This is a genomic window from Microvirga sp. jy35 (assembly GCF_056148915.1).
In genome coordinates this window covers 71,098-95,394 of sequence record NZ_JBWBEW010000009.1, presented here as the reverse complement: position 1 = coordinate 95,394, position 24,297 = coordinate 71,098, and the positions used below count along the sequence as shown (strand labels likewise).

17 protein-coding genes are annotated in these 24,297 nt (G+C 66.4%); 4 read left to right on the top strand and 13 right to left on the bottom strand.

Annotated features, from left to right (window positions below):
* Positions 1-21 precede the first annotated feature (21 nt).
* The 4 genes from trpB (at position 22) to AC0QTX_RS09710 (ending at position 4,779) form a co-directional block, all read left to right on the top strand.
* On the top strand, positions 22-1,272 hold the full coding sequence (gene trpB / locus AC0QTX_RS09725) for a tryptophan synthase subunit beta (RefSeq protein ID WP_474603629.1): 1,251 nt from the start codon (positions 22-24) through the stop codon (positions 1,270-1,272).
* A 184-nt stretch (positions 1,273-1,456) separates the two neighbouring features.
* Complete coding sequence (gene trpA, locus AC0QTX_RS09720; RefSeq protein ID WP_474603628.1) at positions 1,457-2,296, top strand: tryptophan synthase subunit alpha; 840 nt, start codon at positions 1,457-1,459, stop codon at positions 2,294-2,296.
* Between the two features lie 178 nt (positions 2,297-2,474).
* The gene (gene accD, locus AC0QTX_RS09715; RefSeq protein WP_474603627.1) at positions 2,475-3,383 is read left to right on the top strand and encodes an acetyl-CoA carboxylase, carboxyltransferase subunit beta; all 909 of its coding nucleotides are present in this window, start codon (positions 2,475-2,477) and stop codon (positions 3,381-3,383) included.
* 70 nt (positions 3,384-3,453) lie between these two features.
* On the top strand, positions 3,454-4,779 hold the full coding sequence (locus AC0QTX_RS09710; protein ID WP_474603626.1) for a bifunctional folylpolyglutamate synthase/dihydrofolate synthase: 1,326 nt from the start codon (positions 3,454-3,456) through the stop codon (positions 4,777-4,779).
* Positions 4,780-4,800: 21 nt separating this feature from the next.
* On the opposite strand, the gene AC0QTX_RS09705 is transcribed toward AC0QTX_RS09710, so the two are convergent.
* The 13 genes from AC0QTX_RS09705 to AC0QTX_RS09645 all read right to left on the bottom strand — a co-directional run bounded on the left by AC0QTX_RS09705 (position 4,801) and on the right by AC0QTX_RS09645 (position 23,928).
* On the bottom strand, positions 4,801-5,409 hold the full coding sequence (locus AC0QTX_RS09705) for a DUF930 domain-containing protein (RefSeq protein WP_474603625.1): 609 nt from the start codon (positions 5,407-5,409) through the stop codon (positions 4,801-4,803).
* A 367-nt stretch (positions 5,410-5,776) separates the two neighbouring features.
* Positions 5,777-6,097 (bottom strand): thioredoxin, encoded by a 321-nt coding sequence (trxA, locus tag AC0QTX_RS09700; protein ID WP_009490441.1) that lies wholly within the window; start codon positions 6,095-6,097, stop codon positions 5,777-5,779.
* Positions 6,098-6,197: 100 nt separating this feature from the next.
* Positions 6,198-9,632 (bottom strand): double-strand break repair helicase AddA, encoded by a 3,435-nt coding sequence (gene addA / locus AC0QTX_RS09695; RefSeq protein WP_474603624.1) that lies wholly within the window; start codon positions 9,630-9,632, stop codon positions 6,198-6,200.
* Entirely contained in the window at positions 9,629-12,727 is a 3,099-nt protein-coding gene (gene addB / locus AC0QTX_RS09690; RefSeq protein WP_474603623.1) for a double-strand break repair protein AddB, read from the bottom strand. The genes addA and addB overlap by 4 nt, the downstream gene beginning before the upstream one ends.
* Before the next feature lie 234 nt (positions 12,728-12,961).
* Positions 12,962-13,696 (bottom strand): nucleotidyltransferase family protein, encoded by a 735-nt coding sequence (locus AC0QTX_RS09685; RefSeq protein ID WP_474603622.1) that lies wholly within the window; start codon positions 13,694-13,696, stop codon positions 12,962-12,964.
* A gap of 8 nt (positions 13,697-13,704) precedes the next feature.
* The gene (gene tsaE / locus AC0QTX_RS09680) at positions 13,705-15,291 is read right to left on the bottom strand and encodes a tRNA (adenosine(37)-N6)-threonylcarbamoyltransferase complex ATPase subunit type 1 TsaE (protein WP_474603621.1); all 1,587 of its coding nucleotides are present in this window, start codon (positions 15,289-15,291) and stop codon (positions 13,705-13,707) included.
* A gap of 8 nt (positions 15,292-15,299) precedes the next feature.
* A complete protein-coding gene (locus AC0QTX_RS09675) occupies positions 15,300-17,867 on the bottom strand; it encodes a sensor histidine kinase (RefSeq protein ID WP_474603701.1) in 2,568 nt (855 codons plus the stop codon).
* A 363-nt stretch (positions 17,868-18,230) separates the two neighbouring features.
* A complete protein-coding gene (gene ahcY, locus AC0QTX_RS09670; protein ID WP_474603620.1) occupies positions 18,231-19,631 on the bottom strand; it encodes an adenosylhomocysteinase in 1,401 nt (466 codons plus the stop codon).
* A gap of 285 nt (positions 19,632-19,916) precedes the next feature.
* Positions 19,917-20,237, bottom strand: coding sequence for an HPr family phosphocarrier protein (locus AC0QTX_RS09665; RefSeq protein WP_474603619.1), 321 nt, complete (start codon positions 20,235-20,237; stop codon positions 19,917-19,919).
* Between the two features lie 5 nt (positions 20,238-20,242).
* Positions 20,243-20,644 carry a PTS sugar transporter subunit IIA gene (locus AC0QTX_RS09660; protein ID WP_183451906.1) on the bottom strand — a complete coding sequence of 134 codons (402 nt, stop codon included), beginning with the start codon at positions 20,642-20,644 and terminating at the stop codon, positions 20,243-20,245.
* Between the two features lie 88 nt (positions 20,645-20,732).
* Positions 20,733-21,188 carry an HPr kinase/phosphorylase gene (locus tag AC0QTX_RS09655; RefSeq protein WP_474603618.1) on the bottom strand — a complete coding sequence of 152 codons (456 nt, stop codon included), beginning with the start codon at positions 21,186-21,188 and terminating at the stop codon, positions 20,733-20,735.
* Entirely contained in the window at positions 21,185-23,038 is a 1,854-nt protein-coding gene (locus AC0QTX_RS09650) for a stimulus-sensing domain-containing protein (protein WP_474603617.1), read from the bottom strand. The genes AC0QTX_RS09655 and AC0QTX_RS09650 overlap by 4 nt, the downstream gene beginning before the upstream one ends.
* 191 nt (positions 23,039-23,229) lie before the next feature.
* On the bottom strand, positions 23,230-23,928 hold the full coding sequence (locus tag AC0QTX_RS09645; protein WP_036354150.1) for a response regulator transcription factor: 699 nt from the start codon (positions 23,926-23,928) through the stop codon (positions 23,230-23,232).
* Positions 23,929-24,297 lie beyond the last annotated feature (369 nt).

Genomic DNA, 24,297 nt, shown 5'->3' with positions numbered 1-24,297 from the left:
CTCTTGAAGGCAGGACAGGCCGTGTCAGCTCAAGCCCAACCCAATTCCTACCGCACCGGTCCCGACGAGCGCGGACATTTCGGCCAGTTCGGTGGACGCTTCGTCGCCGAAACCCTGATGCCGAACATCCTCGAGCTGGAAAAGGCTTATGAAGCGGCGCGGAACGACCCGTCCTTCCACGCCGACATGGCGAGCTACTCGACCCATTACATCGGCCGCCCGAGCCCGCTCTATTTCGCCGAGCGCATGACCGAGCATCTTCGTGAAGTTTCGACGGCCTCCGGCCTATCGGGCGGCGCAAAGATCTACTTCAAGCGCGAGGAGCTGAACCACACCGGCGCCCACAAGGTGAACAACGTGCTGGGCCAGATCCTTCTCGCCCGCCGCATGGGCAAGAAGCGCATCATTGCCGAGACTGGCGCGGGCCAGCACGGGGTTGCCACCGCGACGCTGTGCGCACGCTTCGGGCTCGAATGCATCGTCTATATGGGCGCGGTGGACGTGGAGCGGCAGAAGCCCAATGTGTTCCGCATGAACATGCTGGGCGCCAAGGTGGTGCCGGTGCAGTCCGGCACCCGGACCCTCAAGGACGCCATGAACGAGGCCCTGCGCGACTGGGTCACCAACGTGGCCGACACCTTCTACTGCATCGGCACGGTGGCCGGTCCGCACCCCTATCCGGCCATGGTACGCGACTTCCAGTGCGTGATCGGCACCGAGACCCGCGAGCAGATGATGCAGGCGGAGGGCCGCCTGCCGGATTCCCTCGTCGCATGCATCGGCGGCGGCTCCAACGCCATCGGGCTGTTTCACCCGTTTCTCGACGACAAGGACGTGGAGATCTACGGCGTCGAGGCGGCCGGTCACGGCCTGTCGAATCTCCATGCCGCCTCGCTCTCCGGCGGCCGCCCCGGCGTGCTCCACGGCAACCGCACCTACCTGCTCATGAACCGGGACGGCCAGATTGCCGACGCCCATTCCATCTCCGCCGGCCTCGATTATCCGGGCATCGGACCGGAACATGCCTGGCTGCACGAGATGGGCCGGGTGCAGTACATCTCCGCCACGGACGACGAGGCGCTCGCCGCCTTCCAGCTCTGCTCGCGGCTCGAGGGCATCCTGCCGGCGCTGGAGCCCGCCCATGCGCTCGCTAAGGTGATCGAGCTCGCGCCGCAGAAGCCCAGGGATCACCTGATGGTGGTGAACATCAGCGGCCGCGGCGACAAGGACCTGTTCCAGATCGCCGAGCATCTGGGCAACCAGATCGTTTGACATAGGGCGAATCCCAAGCCCTCCTCCCCCTTGTGGGGAGGAGTTGGAGGTGGGGGTGTGAGCGATAGCCTATCAGGCTCTGGCGCCCACACCCCCACCCTTGATCCCTCCCCACAAGGGGGAGGGGAACGCGTTTCATCTCGCAGGTTTCGAACCTTTTCCCCGCATGCTAAAGACGCAGCCCATGACACAACGCATCGAAGCCCGCTTCCAACAATGCCGCCAGGAAGGTCGTGCCGCTCTCGTCACCTATGTGATGGCCGGCGACCCGGATCCCGAGACCTCGCTCGCAATCCTCAAGAGCCTGCCAGGGGCCGGGGCCGATATCGTCGAGTTCGGGCTGCCGTTTACCGATCCCATGGCCGACGGTCCGGCGATTCAGGCGGCGGGTTTAAGGGCGCTGAAGGTCGGCCAGGACACGGTCAAGACCCTTGAGCTCATCCGCCGCTTCCGGGCTGAGGATTCCGACACGCCCGTGATCCTCATGGGCTATTTCAACCCGATCTACGTCTACGGCGTCGACCGTTTCCTCAGCGATGCGAAAGAGGCCGGCGTCGACGGCCTGATCGTGGTGGACCTGCCGCCGGAGGAGGACGACGAGCTGTGCCTGCCGGCGCTCAAGGCCGGCCTTGCCTTCATCCGGCTCGCCACCCCGACCACGGACGACAGGCGCCTGCCGGCGGTGCTGACCAATACAGCGGGCTTCGTCTATTACGTGTCGATCACCGGCATCACCGGCGCCGCGACTCCGGATTTCGGCAAGGTCGCGACCGCCGTGGAGCGGATCAAGCGCCATACGCCCCTTCCCGTCGTGGTGGGCTTCGGCGTCAAGAGCGGGGCGCACGCGGCCGCGGTGGCGCAAGGCGCCGACGGCGTGGTGGTGGGCTCGGCTCTGATCGATGCCCTGAAGGGCACCCTCGATGCGGAAGATCGCGCAACGGCAGGCACCGTCGAGGCGGTGACGAAGCTGGTGAAGGAATTGAGCGAAGGCGTGCGCTCGGTGGCAAAGCGCGCCGCGGCCTAATACATAGCAACAAGGCCCCTCATCCTGAGGAGCAGCGAAGCTGCGTCTCGAAGGAGGGTCCAGAGAGCATGGGAGACGCCCTGATGCCCGGACAAAGTCCGGGACCTTGAGACGGTCGCTTAAGCGACCTCCTCAGGATGAGGGCTTCCGGTGTGCTCCTGACATGGAAGGGTAAGCGATGAACTGGATTTCCGAAGTCGTCCGTCCGAAGATCAAGACGCTCTTCAACAAGCGCGAGACGCCGGACAATCTCTGGATCAAGTGCCCGGAGACGGGCCAGGTGGTATTCCACAAGGACGTGGAGGCGAACCAGTGGGTGATCCCCGGCTCCAACCACCACATGCGCATCTCCGCCACCCAGCGCCTGCAGCTCATGTTCGACGGTGCCACCTGGCTCGACGTGGCCGTGCCGGAGGTTCCTGTCGATCCCCTGAAGTTCCGCGACGAGAAGCGCTATATCGACCGCCTGAAGGATGCCCGCGCCAAGACCGGCCAGCAGGACGCGTTCAAGGTGGGCTTCGGCCGCGTCGAGGACCTGCCCATGACCATCGCGGTGCAGGATTTCGGCTTCATGGGCGGCTCGCTCGGCATGGCGGCCGGCGAGGCCTTCATCAAGGGCGCCGAGACGGCCCTCGACAAGAAGACCCCTTACGTGCTCTTCGCCGGTTCGGGCGGCGCGCGCATGCAGGAGGGCATCCTCTCGCTCATGCAGATGCCCCGCACCACGGTGGTGATCCGCCGCCTGCGCGATGCACGGCTTCCCTACATCGTCGTGCTCACCAACCCGACCACGGGCGGCGTGACGGCGTCCTATGCGATGCTCGGCGACGTGCATCTGGCCGAGCCCGGCGCGCTCATCGGCTTTGCCGGGCCCCGCGTGATCGAGCAGACCATCCGCGAGAAGCTGCCCGACGGGTTCCAGCGCGCCGAGTATCTCAAGGAGCACGGCATGGTGGATGCGGTCGTGCATCGCCACGACCTCAAGTCGACCGTTGCCCGCCTGTCGCGCCTGTTCATGAAGGCGCCTTCTGCCAGCGCTCCTGTAGCGCCGGCAGACCCTGAGGTGACGGCCGCCGCGGCCGAGTGATTTGTTGTTGTCGCATGATCTTGCTGAAAAACCGCTTCCCACTTTTTCGGATCATGCTTGGAGCAGGGCGATGGATTCCTCCGATGCGCTGATCGGGCGCTTTCTCGCCCTGCACCCGAAGACCATCGACCTGTCGCTCGGGCGCATCCAGCGGCTGCTCGCCCAGCTCGGCCATCCCGAGCGCCGCCTGCCGCCGGTGATCCATGTGGCGGGCACCAACGGCAAGGGCTCGACCATCGCGTTCATGCGGGCGATCCTGGAGAGCGCGGGGCTCGCCGTCCACGTCTACACCTCGCCGCACCTCGTGCGCTTCCACGAGCGCGTCCGGTTGGGGAAATTCGGCGGCGGGCAGTACGTGACCGAGGACCGGCTCGTGGAGGCCTTCCGCCGCTGCGAGGCGGTCAATGCGGGCGAGCCGATCACCGTGTTCGAGATCACGACGGCGGCGGCCCTGCTCATCTTCTCCGAGGAGCCTGCCGACGTTCTCCTGTTGGAGGTGGGCCTCGGCGGCCGGTTTGACGCCACCAACGTCATCGACAGGCCGGCCGCCGCCGTCGTCACCCCTATCGGGCACGACCATGCGGAATATCTCGGAACGACGCTGAGAGCGATTGCCGGTGAGAAGGCCGGCATCTTCAAGCGCGGCTGCCCGGCGGTGATCGCGCCGCAGGATTACAGGGAAGCCGACCAGGCCCTGCGCGACGAGGCCGAGCGCATCGGCGCGTCTCCGCTCCTCGTCGGCCAGCAGGATTTCTCCGTGCATGAGGAGGGCGGGCGCCTCGTCTACCAGGACGAGAAGGGGCTTCTGGACCTGCCGCGGCCGAAACTCATCGGCCGCCACCAGTTCGTCAATGCCGGAACGGCGATCGCAGCGCTGCGCGCCGCGGGCTTCGAGCAGTTCGAGACCTCCGCCTTCGAGGCGGGGCTCACCCGCGCCGATTGGCCGGGCCGCCTGCAGCGCCTCAACCGGGGGCGCCTGCCGGAGATCGCGCCGTCCGGGTGCGAGATCTGGCTCGACGGGGGGCACAACCCCGATGGCGGCCGTGTTCTGGCCGCCGCCATGGCCGACCAGAGCGAGCGCTCGGACGCCCCCCTCGTGCTGATCGCCGGCATGCTCGGCACCAAGGATTCCCAGGCCTTCTTCAAGAACTTTTCCGGGCTGGCCCGGGAGGTGATCGCGGTGCCGATTGCCGGTCAGATCGCCGCGCGGCCTGCGGAAGAGGTCGCGTCCATCGCAGGCAGCGTGGGGCTCACCACCTCGATCGCGTCCAGCGTCGAATCGGCCCTCGCGTCGCTGCACAACTACGTCTGGGACCGCCCGCCCCGCGTGCTCATCTGCGGCTCGCTCTATCTGGCCGGCGAGGTGCTGGCGGCAAACGGGACATTGCCGGAGTAGCAAGCTGCCGGCTGGCCCGAGCTAATCCGTATCCAGCGCCGGATCGGGCAGGTTGTACCTGTCCCATAAGCGTTTCGGGATCGCTTCGCCGACAGAGAACTCGAAGCTCTGCACCGCCTGTCGGCTGCCGCTGAGCCCGCATCTGAACGTCAGGCCGTACCATCGTCGATGACTGCGGAAGGCTGCTCCTTCGGCTACGACAAGATTGTTCTCGATCTTCACATCCGCCTTTGCATAGGCGACGATCCGATCAGGATGAAACTGCTTGAGAGAGGCAGCGATCTGGGCCATCGCTTCAAGGCCGCAGAGCTGCTCCAGTCGCGTCTCCTCTTCGAAGAGAGGCAGCACTTCCCGCATCTTTCGGCTGAGGGGATGAGCAAGCGCGTCTCCGGACAGGATCTTGGTGGCGCGGATCGTGGTGCCTGGCCGAGCAGGGTCCTGATCGCCAACCCCAGCAGGGTTGGTGAGGGCCTGCACCTGCTCAGGCGTCCAGACCTCCACTGCAAGACCTTCCTGCAGAGGCGAGGGTGTGGGTCGATGATCAAAAGGCAGTGCGAAGATCAGAAGCAGGAGAGCATGCACGGCTGACGAGACAATGATCCCGTATGTCCCGACATGAGGGAGAGGCATCCACGTCGCCCAACGCCGTACGATCTCTGTAGACGACGCCTGCTCCAGAATGCCCTCATGCCATAGCCGAGCTTGGCCTTATCCGGATACATTGTAGCAGGAGTGCGGCAAGCACTGATGCGGACGGGACGTTGCCGGAGTCATGCGCCGTCATCCCGGGACTGCGCAGCAGAACCCGGAGTCCATAACCATTAACGATGCAGAAAGAGGCGCAACGCGGTTCGCCCTCTGCCGGTACGTCGGCGGTGATGGATCCCAGCCTGCGCGGGGATGACAGTGTTGAGCGGCTGGCGCTCCGTCCTGCTGACGATACTCAAAAGAAAAGGGGCCTTTCGGCCCCTCTCATCAACTCAAGATCGCAACTGGATCAGGCCGAGGCCTGGATCCAGCGGGAGAGCTCGCCCTTGGGGGCGGCGCCGACCTTCTGGGCGACCACCTTGCCGTCCTTGAACACCATCAGGGCCGGGATCGACCGGATGCCGAGCTGGGAGGAGATCTGCGGGTTCTCGTCCACGTTGAGCTTGGCGATCTTCACCTTGCCGGCCATCTCGTTGGAAATCTCTTCAAGAGCCGGGCCGATCATGCGGCAGGGGCCGCACCACTCGGCCCAGAAATCGACCACGACGGGCTCGGAGGATTGCAGGACGTCCTGCGCGAAGCTCGAATCGGTTACCTTTACGGTCGCCATACCATCACCTTTGACGTTGAACGCGACTCATCCCGAGCCGCCTGGCTATAGGGCCAAGGTAAGAACCGGCCTCGATGGAATCAAGCAAGGGCGCCGGCCCTCACGCCGCTTTGATGAGGGTAAGTGCCGATTCCAGCTCCGGTTCCATGAGCTCGTGGATCACCGGCCCCGAGGTCCAGATCAGGAAGGTGCGGATGCGCCTGTCGGGATAGATCTCGGCGAGCAGCCGCCGGTAGAGGGCGAGCTGCGCCACGTAGGAGCGCGGCGGCGGCTGGCCGGGGCGAGGCGGACGCGCCGTGGTCTTGAAATCGGCCACCAGCACTTCCCCGTCGAGCACGGCGAGGCGGTCGATCTGCCCCGAGACCATGAGCTCGCCCTCGCCTGTGAGCACGCGCCCGGCGATGGGCGCCTCCGCCCGGGAGCCCTTGCCGAACAGGGGCTTGAGGTCCGGATGGTCGAGGACGTCGAGGGCGTTGGCCAGGATCGCTTCCCGCAAGTCGCCGGCGAGCCGCGGTGCGCGGGCCTTCACGTAAGATCGCGCCATGCTCTCCCGGTGCTCCGGCGACAGGGCCGGCAGGCGCTCCAGCAGGGCATGGACCAGGGTGCCGCGCAGCCGCGCCTCGGGCGCATAGGGGCCGTCGCCGGGCTGGGTCATGCGGTCGGCGGCGCCCAGCGCGCTCGATGGGCGGATCGGGGGCAGGGGCTCGGGCTCCGGCGCCGCGGCTGTCAGCAGCCAGTCCGGCACGGCGATGGGATCGAGCGGCGCGACGTCCGACTCGGCTGCGAGCGTGCGGGCAAGCGGCGAGCCGTCGCGCCAGACGGAGATCGGACCATAGGGAGCCTTGTCGAGCTCCAGGCCGCCGGATTTCTCAATGAGCCCGTGACGGATCATCTCGCACCAGGCTTCCTGCGGCGATTCCTTCTTGCCCGTGAGATAGGGGGCGATCACCAGCCGGTCCTTGGCGCGGGTCATGGCCACATAGAGCAGCCTGTTGTGCTCCTCATGGCCCTTCGCGTGCAGGAGATCGCGGGCTTCGGTCATCACGCTCGAATCGGAATTCTTGCCCGGCGACCAGACCGGGATCCTGTCGCCCGATGCGGTCCGAAGCTGCAGCAGCGGCGGATCGCGGCCCAGCACCTCGCAGCCGTCGATGAGCACCACGACGGGCGCTTCCAGGCCCTTCGCCCCGTGCACGGTCATCACGCGCACTTCGTTGTTCACGGAATCGAGGTCGCGCTTGATGGTGTGGTCGGCGGATTCGAACCGGCTGAGGAAGAAGGTGAGCGAGGGCGTCTCCGTCATCTCGGATTGATGCGCGAAGCACAGGAACGCGTCGATGGCGTCGCCCGCTTCGCTGCCGAGCCGCGCCACGAGCAGCGAGCGCCCGCCGCGGGGGCCGAGCAGGGTGGCGAAGAAGCCGAAGGGGCCGTGGATGCGGGCGAGCTCGCGCCACGCGGACAACGCCTCGCATCCGCGCTTCGCCTTCGCGTCGCCGTTGTCCGCGTGGCGCATCAGCGCCGCATGCAGAGATTCCTCGTCCGGGCGGTCGGCTGCGATGCGGATGAGGTCGTCGTCGTTCAGCCCCACGAGCGGCGATTTCAGCGCCGTCGCAAGGGTGAGATCGTCATCCGGCAGCAGCGCCGCGCGGCCCGCCGCCACGAGGTCGAGCACGGCGATGTGCTCGCCGATGTTGAGCCGGTCGGCGCCCGCCACCGGCACGCCTGCTTCCTTCAGGGCGCGGATCACCGCCTCGAAGGCCGCGCCGCGCTTGCGCACCAGCACGAGGATGTCGCCGGCCTTCCACAGGCGGCCCATCTCGTCGCCTTTGGTGGTCCAGCATTTGACCGCCTGGGCGATGCGGCGCGCGACCACAACGGGCGGCGATTGCTGTTCGGGCTCGTCGACGGGCAGAACCCAGGCCTCGGGCTCCTCTTCATCGGCAGGGGTTTCGACGGGCCACAGCTCCACGAGGCCCGGCGCATGCGGACGCGCGCTCTCGTGCACGGTGCCCACCGCCTTGTCCTCGAAGGACAGCCCCTTGAAGTGCCGGTCGACCGCAAACGTAGCGTCCACGGCCGACAGCACCGCTTTTCCTGAGCGGAACGACATGGTGAGCGACACGTCCTCGAAGGCGAGCTCCGCCTGGCGCACCTTCTGCGACCAGCTGCGGCGGGTCGTCTCGAACTCCTGGGGGGCGGCGCCCTGGAAGCCGTAGATCGACTGCTTGGGATCGCCCACGGCGAAGAGCGTGCGCACGCGCCCGCCCGCAGCACCGGCGCCGGCGGTGAAATCCTCAGTGATCTTGCGCAGGATCTCCCATTGCTCCGGATTCGTGTCCTGCGCCTCGTCGATGAGCACATGGTCGATGCCGCGATCGAGCTTGTAGAGCACCCAGGCCGTGTCGCCGCGGGAGAGGAGCGCGAGAGTCTTGTCGATGAGATCCTGGAAATCGAGGGCGCCGAGGCGCATCTTGGCCTGCTCGACACGCGCGTGGATCTCGGATGCCAGGATGAACAATGCGTGCGTGCGCTCGGCCGCGCGGGCGGCCTTGCGCCTGTCGATGAGCGAGCACACGCGCTCCTGCTCGCGCAGCAGCTCGTCCTTCAGGCTCTCGCTCACATCCTTGGTGAGAAAGGCCGAGCCCTTGCGCGGCGTGCCGCCATCCGTGAGAAAGACCGACAGATAGTTTTCCAGCTTTTCGGAAAGATCCGTGGCTTCAGCCGCCGCAATGAGAGAGGCGGCGCGCTTCTGGTCGGTCGACTTTCCGCCGAGCAGCCCCTGGGCGACGGCAGGCCAGCTCTCCGGCTTGAGGCCGCCTTCCAGCATCGTGCGCTCAATGGTTTCGAGCGTCTCGTCGGGACCCAGCCCGAGTTCCCTGCGCAGCCGAGCAGGACCGGTCGGATCGTGCAGGAACGTCTTGCATTTCAGGGCCGCGCCGATGGCGGAGGAGAGCGCATCGCCCACGGCGTCGACGCTGATGATGTCGAGGGCCTCGGCCAGGGCCGGGAAGCTGCCGCTCGCCGCATCCGCCATCACGTTGGACGTGGCCTGCGCCAGCATCTCGTCGGTCTGGCTCTCGTCGAGCACGGCGAAGCGCGCCGGCACGTTGGCCTCGAAGGGCACAAGGTGCAGAAGCCGCTCGCAGAAGGCGTGGATGGTATCGATCTTGAGACCGCCCGGCGTTTCGACCGCCCGGGCAAAGAGCGTGCGGGCGAGCTTCACCTGTTTGCGAGTGGGCTTCTCGCCTTCCAGCTCCGTGAGTTCCTGGATGAGGCTTTCCTCGTCGAGGGTCACCCAGCGCCCGAGACGCTCGAAGACGCGGATCGCCATGTTGGCGGCGGCCGCCTTGGTGAAGGTGAGGCATAGGATGCGGCCCGGCAGCGAACCGGCAAGCAGCAGGCGCACGACCCGGTCGGTGAGCACCTTGGTTTTCCCCGCGCCCGCATTGGCTGACACCCAGGCGGAGGCGCGCGGGTTGGCGGCGCGGCGCTGCGCGTCCTTGGTGTATTGCGGGATGACGAGATCGGTGCTCATTCGAAGCCCTCGCCGCCGCCCGCGCTCGCGAGTGACCATTCCTTCACGCGCGCCAGATGATCGTATTCCGAGAAGCGCCGCGCATATTTCGGGAAGGGCCGCGAGAGATAGGCGGCCTCGCCCTTGGCGTAGCGCACGATCATGCCCTCGAAGCGGCGGCGATGCTCTTCCACGATCTCCGCCACGGAGCGTTCCTCTCCACGACCAGGCTTGATTTCACGCGGGTCGACAGGCGTGCGTCCGCCGGTGGTGTGGATGTAGACGAGGTCCGGAGTCTCCTTGGCCTTGGGCAGGCCTTTGAACGCGCCCTTCATCAGCATCATGGCTTCCAGTGTGAGCTGCGGCGAGAAGCCGGCATAGACTTCCCGGATGCCGGGCGGTTGGCCCGTCTTGAAGTCGATGATGGCAAAGCCGCCGTCGCGGCGATGCTCGATCCGGTCGGCGCGGGCGCGCAGATTGAAGATCGTGCCGTTCGGCAGCGGGATCGACAGGGACCCTGAGCGCTCTGCATAGACGTCGACCAGGGCAGGACGGCGCGCCTGCTCCCACACCACGAATTCGGTGGCAAGCCGCGTGAAGCGCGGCCACCATTCGGCATAGAGTTCGGGATAGGCCTCCGCGATCTCCGCGAAGGCGTCAGCGCCCAGCGCGAGCAGGATTTCCTGAGCATGAACAGGCAGGGTCTTCGGGTATTGCTGGGCGAATGTCCCGAGCACCTCGTGAATGATCGTGCCGCGCTCCGCCGCGCTCGGCGTGACGGCGATCGCATCGAGGGCATCGAGCTTGAGGATGTGGCGCGCGAAGATCGAGTAGGGGTCGCGCACCAGCGTCTCGATTTCCGTGACGCTCAAGGAACGTGGAAACAGCGCCGGATCGGGCTTCGGCCGCGGTCGGGCCAAGGGCGGCGCGGGCTCGGGCGTATCGAGGGTGCGGGCGAGGCGGCGGTAGTGTTCGCCCGCCTTCGTCATCTGCTCCCACGTGTCCTTGCCGGTGAAGGCCTTGAGCCGCTGCAGGAAGCGCGAGGGCACCATGGGCGAGCCGTCGCGCTTCTGCGCGCGGGTGATCACCACGTCATGGGTGCCGAGCGCCTGCACGAAATCGTGAGCCGTCTGGCCGATGCGCCGCTCCGGGGGCATCAGGCCCACGCGCGAGCGCATCGGCCGGTTGAGGAACGCATCCGTCACCGTGCGCGGCGGCCAGGTGCCTTCGTCCAGCCCGCCGAGCACCACGCGGTCGACGGAGAGCAGGCGCGCTTCGAGAAGGCCGAGGATCTTCAGGCGGCGATGGGTCGAGCGCGGCGAGGGGCTCAATGAGCGCTGCTTGGCGAGCGCGTTGAAGAAGGTGGGATAGTCATTGAAGCGGCCTGCGAGCGGATGGCCTTCCTCCGCGCGGATGTCGGAATGCTCCAGGTCGTCGAAGAGCGCGGCGAGCGCTTCCCTAGAGACGTCCTCGTCGGGTTCATCCGGGGCATCGTCGGGTCCGGTCCAGAGCCGTTCGACTGCTCGGCGATGGTGCTCCACCAGCGCCATGAGATCGAGTCGGCCCTCGCCGTGCGCGGCAGGCGTGAAGGTGTCGAAGGCGACGCCGAGGCGCTGAAGCAACTCGTCGGCGAGGTCCCAATCCGCGTCCGTCAGGCGCTTGCGCGGACGGGGCGCCCGTCGGTCGTTCTCGGAGCGCCGGCTGGCGAGCGCCGCGCGCATGCCCTCGATGCCGAGCGCGGGAGCAGGCCCGCGCAGCACGCCGATCTCGAGCACGCTTGCCGCGTGTTCCACGGTCTCCCGCGCAAGCCCGAGACGCACCAGGGGATGCGCGAGCAAAGCGAGCAGCCGCACGGGCCGCAAGTCGTCGGCCGCCGCTTCCGCAGCCAGGCGTGCGAGGCGTCCGGCCGGCGTGTCGGAGAGCGGAATGCCGGCGGAGTCTTCCACGCTCAGGCCCCAGCGGGCGAGCTCCGCCGTCACGCGCGCGGCAAGAGCCCGGTCGGGCGTGATGAGGGCTGCCGTTTGTCCCGGATGAGCGATGGTTTCGCGCAGGGCGATGGCGATGGACAGCGCTTCTTCGCGCTCGTCCGCCGCCTCGATAATGGCAAGGCCCTCGCAGCCGCTGTGGCTCATGGCAGCGCGCTCTTGGGCTGAGATCAGCGACCAGCGGTCCGTGGTGTCGGCCGGGCGCAGGGCTTCCGAGAGGAGATGATTGCGGGCTCTGGCAGCTTCCGGCAAGGCGCCCAGAATCGTGACGGCGGAGCGCGGGACGCGCAGGTGCCGGTCGAGAAGGCGGCGGAGCGAAGCCTGCGGGTGGCTGTGCACCGGATCGGTCTCGTCGTCGCCGTGGCCGCCGATGGTGGACCAGCTCTCCTCGTCGAGATCCGTGTCGAGGCCGGGCAGCACGATGGCGCCCTTGGGGAGCCGCGCGATCACCCCCATGAGGCTGGCGCTCGCCGGCACCGAGCCGGTCGAGCCCGCCACGATGATCGGATGCTCCGGACGCTCGCGGGTCAGGCGCCGCGCCTCCGCCTCGAGCAGGGCATTGCGCCGCTGTGCCGGGTCGCTCGCCTGCCGCTCGGCCAGGATCTTCGGCCAGTTCTCGCTGGCGATCTGCACGAAGTGGCGGGTGATCTCGAAATACTTCGAGTAGTCGGCATCCACGGCGAGTTCGAGGGCGTGCCAGTCGATGCCCTCGGTGGTGAAGGCATCCATCAGGGTCTCGAGATCGCCCGCAAGATTCACCGCATCAGCCGGCGAGGCCGGCACCATGAAGGGCACTTCGGGACCGAGCTGCAGGAGCGCACGGTCCACTTCCGCCGACCAGCGCTGCACGAGGCGCGTGAGGATGAGGCGGCGCTCCAGGGGCGGGATCGGAGGTTTTAGGCTCGCGGCCTCCTGCAGGGGCGTTCCCTCAAGCCCGGTCAGCTCGAACTCGGCCTCGTCCGTTTCGCCGAGCGGCACGATGCGCGGCAGGAGCTGCGCCCGGCCGTCGCCGCGTTCGGCGAGGAGCGCGATCAGCGCCCGGGTGGCGCGGCGGTTGGGAACATAGATGGTGATGTCGGCGAGAGCCGCGGGATCATCGGCTAGAGCATCGGACCCAAAAGTGGATTCCATTTTTGGGATCCATCCGATGCTCCCTTCCTTGATGAGCGCATCGTTCGGAGCGGACCCAGCGGGCCGCGTCAGCGAAAACCGGGACCACTTTTCGCTAGCGCGGCCCGCTGGGTCCGCACGATGCGCTAAGGGGCCGACGAGGCTGGCGTCGAACAGCGCGTCCACAAGGGTCGGCAGGAAGGCACAACCCGGAGGGATCGAAAAGACGCGCGATACGCTCGACACTACGAAACCTCATCGCTTGCCGGCGGCAAGGCACTGTTCGGCCTCGGCAATGGCCTGCGGCTCTCCAACATGCAGCCACTGCCCCTCCATGCACAAGCCGTAGAGGCGGTTCTTGGCGATGGCGCGGTCGTAGAAGGCGTTCGCCGAGAACGGCCCGTCCGGCGTGCCGTGAACCAATTCCGGCTTCACGATGGCGACGCCCGCGTAGGCGAATGGGGCGCTGTCATCGGCCCCGCGGCGGCGCAGACGGCCATCGGGATCCATGTGAAAATCGCCGTGGCCTTCGAAACCGATGCTTGTGGATAACGGGGCGACGAGCATCAGGATGTCCATCCGGGCCGGATCCCAGGCCCGCACGAGGCGCTTGAGATTGGGCTCCTGCCCTTCGATCCAGAGCGAATCGGAATTGAAGGTGAGGAAGGGATCGTCGCCCAGCAGGTGCAGGGCCTTCTTCACGCCGCCGCCGGTTTCCAGCAGCTCGCCCCGTTCGTCGGAGACGACGATGCGGGGCGTCTCGCGGCTGCTCAAATGCCCTTCGAGCATGTCGGCGAAGTGGTGGACGTTCACCACCACCGTGTCGATCCCAGCCTCGTGCAGCTTGTCGAGGGCGAAGTCGATCAGGCTCCGGCCCGCCACCTTCACAAGGGGTTTCGGCATGGTGGCCGTGATCGGCAGCATGCGCTTGCCGAGGCCTGCAGCCAGGACGATGGCTCTGTGGGGCGCACGCGGAGGGGTCTGGGACAAGGGCGGGCTCAGGATTCGGGAGGGGGTTCATCCACCGGCGGGATCAGCCGCGGCAGATAGGTCTCGTACCAGCCCTTGAGCTTCCCCAGGGCCGGATGGGCGAGGTTGCGGACGAGGTAGGCTTCGATCCGCGGCAGGTGCTTGAGGTAGTGCGGCTTGCCGTCCCGCCGGTCGAGGCGGGCGAAGATGCCGAGGATCTTGGTGGCGCGCTGGCCCGCCATGATGGCGTAGGCGCGGGCGAAGGCCGAGACGTCGAAGGCGGGATCGGCGGCTTTCCGGTCGCGGGCATAGAGGCCGATGAGCTTGAGTTCGAGTTCCGGCGGCACGGTCACGCGGGCGTCCTGCAGGAGCGAGGCGACGTCGTAGGCCGGCGAGCCCAGCACCGCGTCCTGGAAGTCGATCATGCCGACGCGCTGCAGGCCTTCGCGCTTGGGCAGCCAGATGAGGTTGGGCGAATGATAATCGCGCAGGGTCCAGGTGGCAGGCGCGGAGAGAACCTCGCCAAGAGTCTCGGTCCACAGATTGACGAACTCCGCCCGTACCGAACCCGAGAGCTGCGTGCCGATGATATGCGGCACGTACCAGTCGAGCAGGAGCTCCACCTCGATCAGGAGCGCTTCGAGATCGTAGGGCGGGATCGCATGATCGACGCCCTCGGCCACGGGCAGCACCTGCGGCAGGGTCTGGCCATGAAGCTGCGCAAGAAGGCGCGTGGCTTCCGCATAGCGGTCCGGGATCGGGCCGTTCTCGTCGGTCACGGGCTCGGCGCCGAGATCCTCGATAAGGAGCAGGCCCGCGTCCAGATCCTCGCCGTAGATGTAGGGCGCGCTGAAGCCCAAGGCCCGCAGGCCCTTGTCCATGGCGACGAAGGCATGAACCGTCTCGGCGAGCTTGGCGATGGTGGTGTAGGGCTTGCCGCGGCGCACGGCGGGTCCGACCGGTCGCGGCGGCGAGATCATCAGCAGCGCGGTCGAGCCGTCAGGCCTCACGAGGCGCTCGTAGGAGCGGATCACCGAGGCATCGCCCGTCATGGGACGACGGGCGGCATCGCCCCAGCCGCAGCGCTCCACGAGGTTGCGGTAGGCCTTCATGCGCTGAAGCCGCGACGCGAAGGCGCCCGTGCCGGTGAGCATGACGAGCCGGCCCTTGCCCTGGCCGCCGGGGACGAAATCGAGGCGGATGTCGAGATGCTCGGGCTTCAGCGCATCTTCGGCGCGCTCCGGCCATTCCACGAGGGAGATCGCGTTCTCCGTTGTCTCGTCCCAGCCCAGCTCCACCAGCTCATAGCCGCCGGACAGGCGGTAAAAATCCGCATGGACGATGGGGCTGCGCGGGCCGTCATAGACCTGCATCAGGGTGAAGGTCGGGCTCGGGACCTCAAGTTCCGGATCGCCTGCGAGAATGCGCACGAGGGCGCGGGCAAGCGTCGTCTTGCCGGCCCCGAGGCCGCCTGAAAGGGTCACGAGATCGCCGGCCTTCAGTTCCTCGGCCAGGATGCGGGCGAAATGCTCCGTCGCCTCGTGGTCGGGAAGCGTCACGATCCATGCGGCCTGGAAAAGTTCCTGCTCGGGCATGAGGGCCAATCCATTCACCATCGCTGTTCCTACTCGGCTGCGATGGGAGTTAGCGCAGATTGCGCGGATCGGCCATCGGACGGGGTCTCGTGCCGCTCGTTCGGGAAGACGCAGGTGACCGTGGTGCCCATGCCCGGCGAGGACGAGATGTCGATGCGCCCCCCATGCAGTTCCACGAAGGAGCGCACGATCGAGAGCCCCAAGCCCACGCCGCGGTGGCGGGTGCCGAGAGTATGGCTCTCGAACCGCTCGAAGATGCGTGCCTTGATCTCGGGCGGAATGCCGCGGCCCTGGTCCTTCACCTCGAAGACCACCTCGCCGCCACGCTTGCGGGCCGTGACCCGGATGGTCTGGCCGGGGGAGGAGAAGCCGACCGCGTTGGACAGGAGGTTGAACAGGATCTGGCGCACCCGCTTGCCGTCGGCTACAAACGTGCCGATGTCGTCCGGAGCGTCGATGACGAGGTTCAGCGAGGATTCGGCGAGACGATCCTCCAGCCCCCGCATCGCAGCCTCGATGGTGGAGCGGATGTCGACGATCTCGGGGCTGAGCTCGAGCGAGCCCGTATCGATGGATGCGAGATCGAGAATGTCGTTGAGGATCGCCAGCAGGGCTGCCGAGGAGCGCATGATGTGATCGGCATAATCGCGTTGGCGCGGATTGAGCGCGCCCACGGTCTCGTCGCCGAGAAGCTGCGTGAACCCGATGATGTTGGTGAGCGGGGAGCGCAGCTCGTAGGACACGTGGTGCACGAACTCGTCGCGCAGGCGCGAGGCGCGCTCCAGCGCATCGTTGCGCTCGGTCAGGGCGCGCTCCACGTTCACGCTCGCCGTCACGTCGGTGAAGCTCAGGAGCGTTGCGCCGTCGGGCAGGGGCTGCGCCGTGCAGTCCAGCGCAGAGCCGTCCTGCCGCTCGATGCGGCAGGAGAGGCCCATGCGCATGTCGGCCAGTCCCGCCACCGCGCCGCGGATGTCGATCCACGGCTCGTCGCGGGGCGCCAGCGGACGGCAGGCCTTGATCACCGTGTCGATATGCGGGTTCGCGGCCGTCATCTCGGCCGCGAGGCTCCACATGTCCGCGAAGGCGCGGTTGTGCAGCTTGAGGCGCCCGTCCGAGCCGAACACCGCGACGCCTTCCTTCAGGGTGTCGAGGGTCTCGCTCTGCACACGGGTGAGCGAGTGAACCTGGGAGGCAAGCTCGAAGCGCTCGCTCACATCGTCGAAGAGATAGGTCACGCCGCCCTGAGGATTGGGATTGACGACCACGCGCAGGGTCCGCCGGTCCGGCAGGTGCCACCAGGTCTCCTGCTGCTCGACGGAGCGGTAGCCCTGCAGGAAGTCGGTCTTCCAGGCACGGAAATCCGCCTGCTCGGGAAGCTTGCGTCCTGCACGCAGGCGGTCGAGAACCTCGCTGTCCGACGGGCGGGAGGCGAGAAACGCCGCGTCGAGCCCCCACAGGCGCTGGTAGGCGGAATTGCTGAAGATGAGGTTCTGCGCGCCGTCGAAGATCGCAACCGCCGTGGGCAGCTGATCGAGGGTGCGCACATGGGCGTCCATCTGGCGCTGCAGGTCGGTGCGTACCGCCTCCAATTCCGACACGTCGACCGCGATGCCGGCACTGCCGCCGGCGGTCGGGCGCTCGATCACATCGAGCACCGCACGGTGACCAGCCACCACGGCGGTGACGCGGCCCGAGTAGGTGGCGCCGGATTCGCGCTGGCGACGCGCCTCGTCCCGGGTCGGTGCGCCGAGAAGCTCGAGGGAGCGGCCGATCGCATCGTCGAGATCCTTGGCCTCGACCGAACGCAGATAGGCCTGGTTCGCCCAGAGAAGCTTGTCGTCCACATCGCGGATCCAGAGGGGATAGGCCACGTCGTCGAGCAGCATCGTCATGGATCGCAGATCGCTGCGCGCCGTGGCCAGCTGGCCCTGGACCTTCAGGAGCTCGGCCCGGTCGCCGGTCACGTCGCGCAGCCGCAGGATGGCCCGGCCGCCGATGGTGCGGCCTTCCACGTCGACGAAGCGATTGCCGAGGCAGCGTGCGGTGAGGCGAAAGACCTGCCCCCGTTCCTTGAGCTGCTCCAGGGCGCTCTCCACGGCAGCCGCATCGGCGGGGCTGAGCCAGGTGCCGAAGGCGAGCGCCCGCTGGGCGGGAGCGTTCTCACCGATGATGGAGGGATCGCCCTGGAAACGCGGTTCGCCGTCGCGCCCGTGCCAGCTGACGAGCAGCTGGCGCTCCGAGCCCATGAGCAGGGCCGCAAGATCGTCGGCGCCGCGAAGGGCCGCAAGTTCGTTCCTCAGGGAGCGCTCGACACGCGCCGCGCGCTTCTGCTCGCGCATCAGCAGCAGGGAGGTGGTGGTGGAGAAAGCCACGAGGCCCATGAAAAGGCCGAAAGAGACCGCGTTGTGCAGGTCGAAGCTGTTCAGGAAGCCGAGGAGGTCGGTGGCCTTCTCGGTGATGGGCGCAAGCAGGTCGTCGGCCAGGGCGGCGTGGGAGGTGCCGGCGAGCAGAATCAGAGGCAGGGACACACGGGCCGGCCCGACGAGATTGCTTGTCCCGTCTCCGCTGCGGTCGTGTCGCTCCCCGTGTCCGGCCATGCCGCTGCTGCCCTTCCCTTGCTGGCGGCCCGACAACCAGGCCAAGTTGGATCAATCCCCGGCTGCGTCTTCCGACGCCGCAGAGGTCAACCGTCTACGCATGAACGGAACTGCCGGCGCAGGTTCGATGCCGAAGCACAGCCGGTCGATTCGTGTTCACTCTAGACCACCCCCGACTCCGCCAGGAAGAGGGTTAACACCCGCTTAAACTTCCTTTGGAGAACCTGTGCGCAATTCGTCGAACCATATTGCAATCGGGTCACACACATGCCGGTGCGACACTCTGTCGATTCGCTTGCCGGCAGGCAAAGAAAAAGCCCGGCGGAGAGCCGGGCTTTCGATGGTTCATAAACGAGGGGCCGATCAGTAGCGGTAGTGATCCGGCTTGAACGGGCCCTGCTCGGACACGCCGATATACGAAGCCTGGTCGGGGCGCAGCTTGGTGAGCTTCACGCCGATCTTTTCGAGATGCAGGGCGGCGACCTTCTCATCCAGGTGCTTGGGCAGGGTGTAGACCTTGCGCTCGTACTTGCCCTGGTTGGCGAAGAGCTCGATCTGGGCCAGCGTCTGGTTCGTGAACGAGGCCGACATCACGAAGGACGGGTGGCCCATGGCGTTGCCGAGGTTCACGAGGCGGCCTTCCGACAGCAGGATGATGCGGTGCCCGTCGGGGAACTCGATCTCGTCCACCTGCGGCTTGATGTTGTTCCACTTCAGGTTCTTCAGGCCTGCGACCTGAATTTCGTTGTCGAAATGGCCGATGTTGCAGACGATGGCCCGGTCCTTCATCGACCGCATGTGGTCGAGGGTGATGACGTCCTTGTTGCCGGTGGCGGTGACGAAGATGTCGGCGCGGGGAGCCGCGTCCTCCATGGTCGTGACCTCATAGCCTTCCATGGCGGCCTGAAGGGCGCAGATCGGATCCACTTCCGACACCAGCACGCGGCAGCCGGCCTGACGGAGCGAAGCGGCCGAGCCCTTGCCCACGTCGCCGAAGCCCGCCACCATGGCGACCTTGCCGGCCATCATCACGTCCGTGCCGCGGCGGATGCCGTCGACGAGGGACTCGCGGCAGCCGTAGAGGTTGTCGAACTTGGACTTGGTGACCGAGTCGTTGACGTTGATCGCCGGGAAGAGGAGCTTGCCCTCCTTCTCCATGATGTAGAGGCGGTGGACGCCCGTGGTGGTCTCTTCCGACACGCCCTTGATGGAATCGGCAAGCCCGGCGAACCAGCCCTTCGGCTTCTCGGAGAGCAGGCGCTTGACCAGGGCGAAGAACACTTCCTCCTCCTCGGAGCCCGGTTTGTCGAGGAAGGCGGTGTCGCCCTGTTCGGCGCGCAGGCCGAGATGGACCAGCATGGTGGCATCGCCGCCGTCGTCTAGGATCATGTTGGGCATGCCGCCGTCGTGCCAGTCGAACAGCTTGGCGGTGTACTCCCAGTATTCCTGCAGGGTCTCGCCCTTATAGGCGAAGACCGGGATGCCGGCGGCCGCGATGGCGGCGGCGGCGTGGTCCTGGGTCGAATAGATGTTGCACGACACCCAGCGGATGTCGGCCCCGAGAGCCTTCAGGGTCTCGATCAGCACCGCGGTCTGGATGGTCATGTGGAGCGAGCCGGCGATGCGGGCGCCCTTGAGGGGCTGCTTCGGGCCGTATTCCTCGCGGACGGCCATGAGGCCCGGCATCTCGGTCTCGGCGATCGAGATCTCCTTGCGGCCGAACTCAGCCAAGCCGATGTCTTTGACGATGTAATCCTGTGCCATGATGGCCTCTCTTTCGCACCAGTTCCGGGTGAATTGGCGCCGTCTCTACCAGAGACCCGCGACAGAGGCAATCAAGATATAAAGATGTCTTTATATGTTTTTCGGAGAGCCTTCAGGACTATCATGCCGGGGCGAGCGGCAGCGAGAGCCCGGAATCCATAAACACCACGCTTCAAGAAGGGTGATGGGCCTTCCGCCTCTTCCTGCATCCTCAGCGGTTATGGATTCCGGGCTCCGCTGCCCGGCCCCGGAATGACAGTGGGGAAGCCGAGAGTGACCTTGAGCCTACTCGTCCTCGCCGAACCTGTTCGCGAGGAGATCGCCGATGGCCTGCAGGCAGGCCGATGCATCCGTTCCTGTGGCGGTGACCGTGATCGTGGTGCCTTGGGCGGCCGCGAGGGTGAGAAGGCCCATGATGGAGCGTCCGCCCACGGTTTCGCCGCAGCGAGTGACGGTCACGTCGGCATCAAAGCGCTCGACGGTCTGGACGAACTTGGCCGAGGCGCGGGCGTGCAGGCCGCGGCGGTTGATGATGGGCAATTCGCGCACCATGGCGCCATCAGGCACGACGACCGGCGGGCAGTCCTGATCGAGGGGCCTGTCCATGGCGGTTATTTTCCCGAGAGAACGCGTGAGGCGATGTTGATGTATTTGCGCCCCGCCTCCTGGGCATGGGACACCGCGTCGGTCAGGGGCTCCTCGTCGCGGACGCTGGCAAGCTTGATGAGCATGGGCAGGTTGATGCCGGCCACCACCTCGACGGAGCCGCCATTCATGCAGGACAGGGCCAGGTTCGAAGGCGTTCCCCCGAACATGTCGGTCAAGACCACAACCCCCTGGCCCGAATTGACCCGGCACACGGCGTCCATGATGTCCTTGCGCCGTGTCTCCATATCGTCGTCGGGGCCGATCGTGATCGTTTCAAGCTGCTCTTGCGGTCCCACCACATGCTCGAGCGCCGCCTTGAATTCCGTCGCGAGCTGCCCGTGGGTGACGAGCACCATTCCAATCATAATGTTACAGGTCCGAACGCTCCGAGAGCGGAGCCGCTATTTTGTGCACCGCGAAGCCAAGCGCAAGAGCAATGCGTGCAAAAGTTCATCACAGTGTCACGACCGTGTCGCAAACACCACTCAGGCAGGCTAGGGCGATGTCCGCCGAGACTGCTCCGGCCTGCATGCGAATGCGAGGGACCATGACGCCGCAGATGACCACGTGCCCGTCCTGCTCTTCCGGGTAGCGGGCCAAGTCCTCGCAGAGGTCGACCACGAGGCGGATCACGGCGGCCGGCTCATGGGGCTGCCGGACGATCCCGAGGCCGAACACCTCGATGCACCCGTCGAGCGGCTCCACCGGGTGGGCGACGAGGCGGCCGTGCCGGACCTCGATTCTGGTCTGGTCGTCGCTGACGAGGCGTCCGAAACGGCCCGCCTGGAAGGCGCGGGACACCACCTCTCGGGCTAGGGTCGACTTGCCGGAGCCCGATGCGCCGCGGATCAGGAGACCGGCCTCCCCGAGGAGCACGCAGCCGGCATGGATGGTCCCTGCGTCGGTCACGGCCCGCTCTTCTCCGCCTCGCGCCTGTCGCGGTCCTTCCCTCTCTTCCCCTGCTCCTTCCTGGCCCTGGCGCCCTCGACGGGAAGGCGGATGACGAAGCGGGCGCCGAGGCGCCGGGGCTCGCCGCTCTCATCGGGCGCTCCAAGGCGATTCTCGGCCCGGATCGTGCCCCGGTGAGCCTCAATGATCTGGCGGGAGATGGACAATCCGAGGCCCGAGTTCTGGCCGAAGCCCTGCTCGGGCCGGTCGGTGTAGAAGCGCTCGAAGATCCGGTCCAGCGCATCGGGCTCGATGCCGGGCCCGCTGTCCTCGACCAGAATCTCCACGTCGTTCCGGCGCCGGCGCATGGAAACCCGCACGGTTTCGTCAGGCGGCGAGAAGGAGCGGGCATTGTCGAGCAGGTTGTTGAAGATCTGTCCCAGGCGGCTGTCGTGACCGAGCACCAGGAAGGCGTCACGATTCTTGGCCGCGTTCTCGATGTTCAGCGTGATGAGCGGATCGTGCTCCTGGCGGCGCTCGTTGGCCACCGACACCACCGCCTCGAGCAGGCGCACCATGTCCACCGGCTCCGCATCGGCGCGGGCGAGCTCCGCATCGAGGCGCGAGGCGTCCGAGATGTCGCTGATCAGCCGGTCGAGGCGCTTCACGTCGTGCTGGATGATCGACAGGAGTCTCTGGCGGGAATCGTCGCTGCGGGCGAGCGGAAGGGTCTCCACGGCGCTGCGCAACGAGGTCAGGGGGTTTTTCAGCTCGTGCGCCACGTCCGCCGCGAAGCTCTCGATGGCGTCGATGCGGTTGTAGAGTGCTTTCGTCATGTCGCGCAGGGCGCCCGACAGGTGGCCGATCTCGTCGGCCCGGGCCGTGAAGTCGGGAATCTCCTGACGGGATTTCGTGCCCCAGCGCACCCGCTCCGCGGCCTCCGCCAGGCGCCGGACCGGGCCGGCGATGGCGCCGGCGAGGAACAGGGACAGGACGATCATCACCATTGCGGCGACGAGGAAGACCTGAAGCAGGGCGAAGCGCTCGGAGGCGATGATGGCGTCGATGTCGCCTTCCTGGGTCGAGAGCAGGAGAGCGCCCTGAACCGCGCGGAAGCGCTGGATAGGCACGGCCACCGACACGATGGTCTCGCCGCGGTTGTTGACGCGCACCTCGCTCGCCTGCTGGCCCGAATAGGCCTGCTGCACTTCCGGCAGGGACTTGCCGTTCACGGGTCCCGCTTCCTCCTGCACCGGCCGCTTGGTGCGCCGGAACATCTTGCGGATGCTGTTCCAGGTGCGCTCCATGGCGGTCATCGTGTCTTCCACGGTGGCCACAGGAGGAAGGTCCATGCGCAGGATGTCGCCGCGGGAATAGAACGACCTGGAATCGAGAAGCAGCATGCCCTCGCGGTCGAAGATGCGGGCGCGGGTCTTGGTCGGCGTCACCAGCCGTCTCAGGAGAGGCGCGACCCGCTCGGGGCTGATGGAAAACTCAAGCGCCGGAAAGGACTCGTCGCCGAACCGCTCAGTCTCGCCCGCCTGCATCTGGAGCAGCTGCTCCGGATCCAGGGTGATAGTGTTGGTCTCCACCGTCGCGGAGCTGGCGATGGCGCCGGCGATGATCTCGCCCTGCGTGAGAAGGCTCTGCACCCGGGCCTCGATCAGGCCCTCACGGAACTGATTGAGGTAGAGGAAGCCCACGAGCAGGGCCACGAGCCCGGCCAGGTTGAGCATGACGATCCGGCGCGTCAGGCTGGACGAGGCGCGCTGCACGAGCATGCGGCCGAAATGCTTCAGCCGGGTCAGGACGCCATGGGGAGCAGGCGGATCGTCGATGCCTGCTTCAGCGTGGATGGGATCAGCCTTCATGCCACTCGCTTGACCCATGCCCCGATGAAGGCATCGGGCCATGACGGTCTTCCCAGGTTGCGTGAGCATCGAACCCTAAAGCGGACACCGCTTCCGGGCCGATCCGATGCTCCCTCTTTCAAGCAGCGCATCGTTCTTCGCGGAAAGCAGGATCCCCCTTTTCCGCATGATGCGCCAGCGCCGTCAAAGCGTCAGGCTTCCTTGAAGCGGTAGCCTACGCCGTAGAGGGTCTCGATCATTTCGAAACTCTGGTCAACCGACTTGAACTTCTTGCGCAGGCGCTTGATGTGGCTGTCGATCGTCCGGTCGTCCACATAGACCTGGTCGTCATAGGCCGCATCCATGAGCGCATTGCGGCTTTTCACCACCCCGGGGCGCGTGGCGAGCGCCTGCAGGATAAGGAATTCCGTCACGGTCAGGGTCACCGGCTCGCCCTTCCAGGTGCAGGCGTGGCGCTCCGGATCCATCTTGAGCTGGCCGCGCTCCAGGGCTTTCGGATCGGCCTCCTTGGGGGCGCTCTGATCCTTGGGGGCGAAGCGGCGCAGCACCGCCTTCACCCGCTCCACCAGGAGACGCTGGGAGAACGGCTTCCGGATGAAGTCGTCGGCGCCCATCTTGAGGCCGAACAATTCGTCGATCTCCTCGTCCTTCGAGGTCAGGAAGATCACGGGAAGGTCCGATTTCTGCCGCAGACGGCGCAGCAGTTCCATGCCGTCCATGCGCGGCATCTTGATGTCGAAAATGGCTAGATCCGGCGGGGCGTGCTTGAGCCCATCCAGGGCGGAGGCCCCATCCGTGTAGGTCTGAATGCGGTAGCCCTCTGCCTCGAGGGCGATGGAAACAGAGGTCAGGATGTTGCGATCGTCATCGACAAGGGCGATCGTTGGCATGAACTCTTCCTTAGCTTGGCACGAACGAATGTCGGCTTTTTTGCCCCGTGTGACAACGCAGAAGGCCCAAAAACGTCCCCAACTGCGCCTTTCTCGTGGCATAAATATGGTTTTCCCCCAGGCGATGACCAGGGAGGTCCTGATAGTGGGGTCTAGGGATAGCCGCTTCAACCGGAGATGAACGCCCCTCGACGGACCGGGCAGGTTCCTCCGGGACACATGGCAGGCCGGTCTCTCGAGCGTGGGAGCGTCTGACTTTCCGCACGGGAAGTGTGTCAATCATACGAAAGAACTCTCCCAAAGCCGGAAAATCCTTGAAGATGGGGCTGTCGGACGTCTGGTTCTGACGAAAATAGAATGCAATGAAAC